Below are 6,906 nucleotides of genomic sequence, written 5' to 3'. Positions count from 1 at the left end.
ATCATCTCATATTCTAGTTCATATGAGATGTATTTTTTTTTATTCATAAGGATTATAGGCGAAAAAATTAAAAAGATAATAGAGTTAATCTTCTGAGCTTTACTTTAATCTCCAAAAGATTTTTTATTTAATGTGCTATAATATCTCAATATTAGATGCTTAGCAGTGGGAGGGAAAAATAGAGTGAAGAAAGTGAATTATCACACGCATACGAAAAGGTGCAAGCATGCGGGGGGAAGTGACGAGGAATATATAGAAAGTGCCATTAAATCTGGTTTTCAAGAATTAGGATTCGCAGATCACACACCATGGCCATTTGATTCAAGCTACACATCAAGTATGCGAATGGATATAGAACAACTTGATGATTATGTGAATCATCTGCAAATCTTAAAACAAAAATATGTCAATCAAATTAGTATCAAAATTGGGTTAGAGTGCGAATATTTTGAGGAATATATTCCATGGCTTAGGCATATAATTGAGGAATATAAAGTCGATTATGTGATTTTTGGTAATCATTTTTCATCGAACGAACAGAAGAATGTCGGATATGGAAAAATGAAAACTGATGAAACAGCATTAGAGCTGTATTTAGAGACCGCGATTAAAGCTATTGAATCGAAACTCTTTGCTTACTTTGCACATCCTGATATCTTCATCAGAGGCTATGGAAAATTTGATGACGTTTGCGAACGGATTTCACGTCAGATTTGTGAGAAAGCGAAAGAATATGACTTAATTTTAGAATTTAATATTTCAAATTACATCTGTGAACCTGATTCAAAACATTATTTATATCCATGTCTTGATTTCTGGAAAATTGCAAGTGAGCTTGGATGTCGATGTATTATAGGGTACGATGCGCATCAGCCACAGGTGTTAGAGCAACAGAATGGTTACTTGAAAGCGATAGCCGAACTTGAAAAAATAGGCATTGAAATCGTAGATGTTATCCCATTTTTGAATCATCTATGACTCTGAAAAGAAGTTATTTCCACAAAACAGTAAGCGCTTTAAAAATAAGGGTATAAGATGTATAATAAAAATATAGAGTTTCGACGTATTTCAACAACTGGGGAGGGGATTATATGAATACTCAGATGATGATTGAGATTGTTATTCGCACTATTTTATCAATGATCATTGGTGGTTTGATTGGGTGGGAGCGTGAAAGTACGCATCGGCCAGCTGGACTGCGCACCCATATGTTAGTTGCTGTTGGAGCCTGTGTGATTATGCAACTTGGAATATTTACGGCAACACAATATGGAAACTTAGATCCAACTCGCCTTGGCGCACAAGTTATTTCTGGGATTGGATTTCTAGGTGCCGGTACGATTATGAAAGAGGGAGCTTCAGTCAAAGGATTAACAACGGCTGCTAGTCTTTGGGCGGTAGCATGTTTAGGTCTTGCTGTTGGATGTGGAGCCTACTTTATTGCAATTGTTGGATTTGTTGCGATTATCTTGACGTTAACGGTATTCGAACGGGCTTCAAACTACGTTCCGGATGGAAAATATACGCGATTAACCATTAGTATTCGTTGTGAAGATATCTCGCAAACATTAGCACATCTTAATGAAATTGCCGAAAAGCATCAAGCTCAAATTCTAGAGCTACAATTAAAAGTAATCGAAGAACATAACAATAAAATTACGTTTAAACTAGCGACCAATAAATCACGTCGTCGATTAGATTCAACAGAGTTAATGGGGAATATTTCACAGTACTCAGGAATCAACACCGTTAAAATGACGGAGTGTTAAAAACGTGATATAATGAAACACTGAAAAGCTATGGAATTTATTCCGTAGCTTTTTATATGAGAGGAAGTGAAACTGTGAGTATTGATCACGTTTTAAATGCGAATATCTTTAAAGTTTGGTCAAAATTTGTCATGGCGTCAGTCGTTGGTGTTGTTTTAAACACGATTTATACGATTATTGATGGAATGTTTGTGGGGCAGGGAGTTGGAGAAATTGGTCTAGCAGCAGTCAATATTGTTTGGCCGGCGATTACTCTTATTATTGGAACAGGCCTTATGCTTGGAATTGGAGCAAGTAGTCTAATTGCCATTTCACTAGGTCAAAAAGATACAGAACAATCTGAGCGTTATCTAGGGACAACGATTGTCGCCTCTATTGTCATTGGAGCCCTGATTATGATAGTCGGTCTACTATTCAAAGACCCGATTTTAAGAATGCTTGGGGCAGATGATATCGTGATGCCTTATGCACAAGATTACTTCACTATCTTTTACTGCATCACCATTCCGTATATTTTTGCTACCTCCCTTAACCCAATTGTGAGAACAGATGGTAGTCCTAATCTAGCCATGATCATGGTTGGAATCGGAGCCATTGCCAACATTATTTTAGATTACCTACTCGTCATGGTATTTGGTTTTGGTATTAAAGGAGCTGCGTTAGCAACTAGTGCAAGTATCGTTTTAAGTACCATCATGTCCTTACATTATTTCATCAAAGGAAAATCTAACGTTAAAATCAAAAAAGAGTATTTAAAACTCGATATGAACATGCTAAAAGAAATTGTCAAAATCGGATTTGTTAGTTTCATTGTTCAGCTCTCATATGGAGGGATGATCTTTGTACAAAACAATGTCATGTATGCATATGGAAGTAACATCGATGTCGCGATATACACAGTTGCATCGTATATTAACTGTTTCTTCGTCAATGTTTGTACCGGTATTGCACAAGGTCTGCAACCTTTAATTGGCTATCATTTTGGAGCAGGTAAAATCACTCGAATGAAACAATTCTTATATTTAAGTATTCTGGTGAGTGTTGTAGCAGGAATCCTTGTTTTCATTGGAATTTATGCTTATGGGAGACAACTCGTATCCATTTTTGGAATTTCTTCAGAGCATTTAGAGTACGGCTATAATAGTATTTTAATGTACTGTTTAGGAAGTCCGATTATTGGCATTATTTTTACGATGAGTGGCTATTATCAGGCAGTTGGAAAAAATATTCAGGCCAATGTGCTTTCTATTAGTCGCGGATTCATCTTCCAATTTATTTTAACGATTGCATTGCCACCTATTATTGGGGTAGCAGGTGTCTTTTTATCACTTCCAATTGCGGAAGTATTAACAATTATCGTACTATTAGTCATGTTAGGTGGAAGTCATTTGAAATTACGAAAAACAGAATTAGCAAGACTATCTTAAGTTTAAGATAGTCTTTTTTATGGGGCATGAGATAAAACCTTTCATAACATATAGTAAGAACTTATGTTGGAGGTTTTAGTGATGAGAAGGGTAGGAATTATAGGGACTGGCTTAGTCGGAGCGACTTGTGGATATGCGCTCATTACTCAAAATGTATGCCAGGAAATCTTGTTGATTGATATTAATCAAGAGCGAGCACAAGGTGAGATGCTCGATTTAATGAACAGTGTCCAGTTTATGTCACAACGTACAAAAGTTAGGGTAGCAAGTTATGAGGACTGTAAAGATGTAGATATCATTATTTTTACAGCAGGAGCCGCACCGAAAAAAGGCCAGACACGACTTGATACACTAGGTGTCAGTGCTGTAATTTGTGAGTCAGTAGTTAAAGACGTGATGGCTTCAGGGTTTAATGGATTTTTTGTTGTAGCTTCTAATCCTGTCGATATTATTTCATATCATATTTGGAAGTTATCAGGACTGCCTAAAAATAAAGTGATAGGAACCGGAACATCGATTGATACGGCGAGATTAAAAGATATTTTGGCACCAAGTATAAATGTTAATCCAAATCAGATACTGGCTTATGTACTAGGAGAACATGGAGACTCCCAAATCATACCTTGGTCAGTCGTCACAGTAGGGGGAATTCCATTACTTAATTACATCAAAGAGTCACTTGATTTAGATGATATCGCACGAAAAACGGCACAAGTTGGATGGGAGATTTACAAACAAAAAGGAACGACCTATTACGGCATTGCCGCGGCTGTTGTAGGAATTATTAAGGCCATTTTTTATGATGAGCAAATCATCATGCCAACATCTGCGATGCTTGAAGGTGAATATGAGGAGTTCAATATATACACAGGAGTGCCAACTATTATCGGAAAAAATGGAGTAGAATCAGTGCTTGAGATCCCACTAACACAAGATGAATTAAACGCCTTTAAACACTCAAACAATGTATTAAGGGAATATATGAAAACGATAGGAGAATAAAGATGAAAAATCAGGTCTATTTGCAGGACCTGATTTTTCATTATGCATATGGACTTTTTTGACATCGATATGGATTTTTTTGTGAATTTATTGAATTCAGTAACATTACGATTGTAAACACTATCTTTGCGAATGTATAATCGTTAGTGAATCGATTCAATCGTTTCGACAATTATAAGGGGGATTTAAAAATGAAGAAATTAGTATCGCTAGGATTAGTTACTGCTTTATCAGTAACAGGCTTAGTTGCATGTGGCGGGAATGAAACAACACCAAAAACAGAAGAAACTGAACCGACAACAACAGTAGAGACGCCACAAGAAAAAATTGAGTTAAAATTATGGTTAGACAATGACAGTTGGGCTGAAGCGATGGAAAAGGGAATTGAGAAAGCTTTACCAAACATTGATATTATTTATGAAAATGTTGGAGCTGTTGATGCAAGATCTAAAATTGAATTAGATGGACCAGCAGGACTTGGGGGAGATATCTTTATTCAAACGCAAGGTGGAATGGGATTATCGATCGAATCGAACATCTTATTACCACTAGGAGATGAAATGGAGCAAGATATTATTAACCGATTCTTAGAAGGATCGGTAGCAACCGTTAAAATGGGAGATGATTATTACGGAGTTCCATTATTAACAGAATCACTAGCACTTTTTTATAATAAAACATTATTAGATGAAAATAGTTTTGAGGTTGCTACAACTTTAGATATGATGAAGGAACAAGCTGAAGCGTATAATAATATTTCTGAAAACAAATTCTTATTCCGATTCCAACCTGGAAACTCATATGATATGCACTTTTTCTTAACAGGAGCAGGGTTTGAATTGTTCGGACCCGATCACGATGATCCAACGAAACCAAACTTTGATACACCTGAATTCGTGGCAGGATTAGAAGAATTTGCTTCGATGCGTGATTATTTACCAGTTCCAGCAGGAGATTTAAACCACGATACCACAACAGCAGAATTCGCAAAAGGAAATGTTCCATACATTGTAACAGGTCCTTGGGCTATCGCTGAAATTAAAGAAGGATCAGAAACACATGGATTTGAATGGGGAGTAACAACAATCCCAATGATTAACGGTGTTCAACCGAGAACCCACTCTGGAAATATCATTGCTTGTATTTCATCTTATACAAAATATCCAGCAGAAGCTCGTGAAGTTTTAAAATTCTTATCATCAGAAGAGGGACTACAATTAACATATGATGTAACAGGAAAAATTCCTGCCCTAAAAGATAACTCAGTTATCGAAGGTGTTATGGACGATCCATATATTGCAGGAATTCTCGCGCAAGCTGCACATACAGATCCACGTCCAACAATTCCTGAAATGAAAGCATTCTGGGGACCAGCAGAAACAGCATTTAAAGCGGTATGGGATGGCGTTTCAACACCAGAAGAAGCAGCTAAAAAAGCAATGGAAGAATATAATACAGTTTTACAAACAATGGAATAGAATAAAAAAAGAATTTATCTAGTAAATTACGATGATAAATTCTTTTTTTCAATTTTTACCAATTATTTATTTGTTTAATTAATAAATGCTATATAATATTAGGGAAAAGGGTTAATGATTTATGGAGGAGAGAAAATTTATGTTTTATACACTAATACCTCAGCAGCGTGTGTATATTGAGATTACAAATAAAATTCATGGAGGGCCAGGATGGGATTTAGGGTCTTGTTTATGGAGTCCTTCTAGAAGTAGCGATGGAAAAGATACTTGGAGTATAATGAAGAGTTTGAATAAGGGAGACTTAGTTTTTCATTCAGTAAAAGAGGTAGGTGGACATAAGCTAATTGGAGCTTCAATTGTCAAAAGTACTAATAAGATAGTAACCTTTGAGCCCCCTTTCCCAGCTAGATGGGGAGGATCGGAGAGTTATTATAAAGTTGATTTAAGAGATTATTATAACCTACAAAAACCAATCTCGTTAAAGGAATTTTTAGATGAATATGCAGAAGATATAAAAGATTTTACAGGTTCTTTTTATACAAAAGATTTAAAAGTAGCCCAGAAGTATCTATCTGAAATTCCAATTTCAGTATATCAAAAGCTAAATGAGTTTTTGAAAAATAATGGGGAACAGTTTGATATTACGTATAATAGTACTGATGCTATTTCAGATGATAGATTAGATTTAGGAGAATCATTACCAGATCGATATGAAACAGTGTTGACTAGAATTTATCGAGATACAAAAATTGTACGAGCTCTAAAACAGGAATATAAAGATGTTTGTCAAATTTGTGGAAAAACAATTTTTATATCAGAAAATAAAAATTATTCGGAAGGGCATCATATTAAACCTTTAGGTGGAATACACTGTGGACCAGATATAAAGGAAAATATTATAGTATTGTGTCCTAATCATCATACTGAATTTGATTATGGAATAATCGCCATCAGTATTGATGGGAAAACGATTTTACATAAAGATTCTAGAAATGAGTTTAATAGAAAAGTAGTAGCATATGTAAGAGATGATATTGATGAAGAATATTTGGAATATCATTTAAAAAATATTTATAAAAAGACTAAATAAATTTTCTGAAGTAAAAACATATTATTTTAAAAGTAAAAATAATATGTTTTTTATTTAAAACATTTTTAGTACATTTGTACTAAAATTCATTGACTTGTGAAAAATTGAGTGATATTCTATTAAGGCAAATTATTTTTGTG

6 protein-coding genes are annotated in these 6,906 nt (G+C 34.9%); all 6 read left to right on the top strand.

Features of this window, described 5'->3' with window-relative positions:
* Positions 1 to 183: 183 nt before the first annotated feature.
* The 6 genes from HMPREF9402_RS06235 (at position 184) to HMPREF9402_RS13975 (ending at position 6,766) form a co-directional block, all read left to right on the top strand.
* Positions 184 to 978, top strand: coding sequence for a histidinol-phosphatase (locus tag HMPREF9402_RS06235; RefSeq protein WP_009606855.1), 795 nt, complete (start codon positions 184 to 186; stop codon positions 976 to 978).
* A gap of 113 nt (positions 979 to 1,091) precedes the next feature.
* Positions 1,092 to 1,769, top strand: a complete 678-nt coding sequence (locus HMPREF9402_RS06230) for an MgtC/SapB family protein (RefSeq protein WP_009606867.1) — start codon at positions 1,092 to 1,094, stop codon at positions 1,767 to 1,769.
* Positions 1,770 to 1,843: 74 nt separating this feature from the next.
* A complete protein-coding gene (locus HMPREF9402_RS06225; RefSeq protein ID WP_009606852.1) occupies positions 1,844 to 3,196 on the top strand; it encodes an MATE family efflux transporter in 1,353 nt (450 codons plus the stop codon).
* Positions 3,197 to 3,277: 81 nt separating this feature from the next.
* Complete coding sequence (locus tag HMPREF9402_RS06220; protein ID WP_009606873.1) at positions 3,278 to 4,198, top strand: L-lactate dehydrogenase; 921 nt, start codon at positions 3,278 to 3,280, stop codon at positions 4,196 to 4,198.
* Positions 4,199 to 4,389: 191 nt separating this feature from the next.
* Positions 4,390 to 5,676, top strand: coding sequence for a sugar ABC transporter substrate-binding protein (locus HMPREF9402_RS06215; protein ID WP_009606863.1), 1,287 nt, complete (start codon positions 4,390 to 4,392; stop codon positions 5,674 to 5,676).
* Positions 5,677 to 5,815: 139 nt separating this feature from the next.
* Positions 5,816 to 6,766, top strand: coding sequence for an HNH endonuclease (locus tag HMPREF9402_RS13975; RefSeq protein ID WP_009606868.1), 951 nt, complete (start codon positions 5,816 to 5,818; stop codon positions 6,764 to 6,766).
* Positions 6,767 to 6,906: the final 140 nt, after the last annotated feature.

Source organism: Turicibacter sp. HGF1, from assembly GCF_000191865.1.
In the GTDB taxonomy this organism is placed as follows: Bacteria; Bacillota_I; Bacilli_A; order MOL361; family Turicibacteraceae; genus Turicibacter; species Turicibacter sanguinis.
The sequence above is the reverse complement of the archived record's forward strand: the minus strand, read 5'-3'. Positions and strand labels throughout refer to the sequence as shown.

Coding starts and splice junctions, on each gene's coding strand:
- HMPREF9402_RS06230 (WP_009606867.1), top strand. CDS start 1,092: ATGAATACTCAGATGATGATTGAGATTGTTATTCGCACTATTTTATCA.
- HMPREF9402_RS06220 (WP_009606873.1), top strand. CDS start 3,278: ATGAGAAGGGTAGGAATTATAGGGACTGGCTTAGTCGGAGCGACTTGT.
- HMPREF9402_RS06215 (WP_009606863.1), top strand. CDS start 4,390: ATGAAGAAATTAGTATCGCTAGGATTAGTTACTGCTTTATCAGTAACA.
- HMPREF9402_RS13975 (WP_009606868.1), top strand. CDS start 5,816: ATGTTTTATACACTAATACCTCAGCAGCGTGTGTATATTGAGATTACA.